Origin of the sequence: Thauera phenylacetica B4P (assembly GCF_000310225.1) — a bacterium.
Lineage (GTDB): Bacteria > Pseudomonadota > Gammaproteobacteria > Burkholderiales > Rhodocyclaceae > Thauera > Thauera phenylacetica.
In genome coordinates this window covers 1-264 of the sequence record NZ_AMXF01000653.1, presented here as the reverse complement: position 1 = coordinate 264, position 264 = coordinate 1, and the positions used below count along the sequence as shown (strand labels likewise).

The 264-nt window shown below is 68.2% G+C and carries 1 protein-coding gene; it reads right to left on the bottom strand.

Annotated features, from left to right (window positions below; translation table 11 throughout):
- The coding region (locus C667_RS24130; RefSeq protein ID WP_004393862.1) for a cadherin-like domain-containing protein at positions 1-264 on the bottom strand (264 nt) is incomplete at both ends.

Here is a 264-nt window from a genome sequence, read left to right as displayed (position 1 = left end):
GATCGTGAGCTCGCCGGTGCGCGTGGTGATGCCGTCGCTCACCGTGTAGGTCAGCACCTCGGTGCCGACGAAGGCCGCGTTCGGGGTGTAGGTGAAGGAACCGTCGGTCAACGCGTTGAGCGAACCGTTGGCCGGGGCCTCGATGTTCAGCACCCGCAGCACGTCGCCGTCGGCGTCCGTGTCGTTGGCGAGCAGGCCCGCCGCCACACCCACTGTGAGCACCTCACCCGCGTGGACCGTGTAGGTCTCGTCGTTGACCACCGG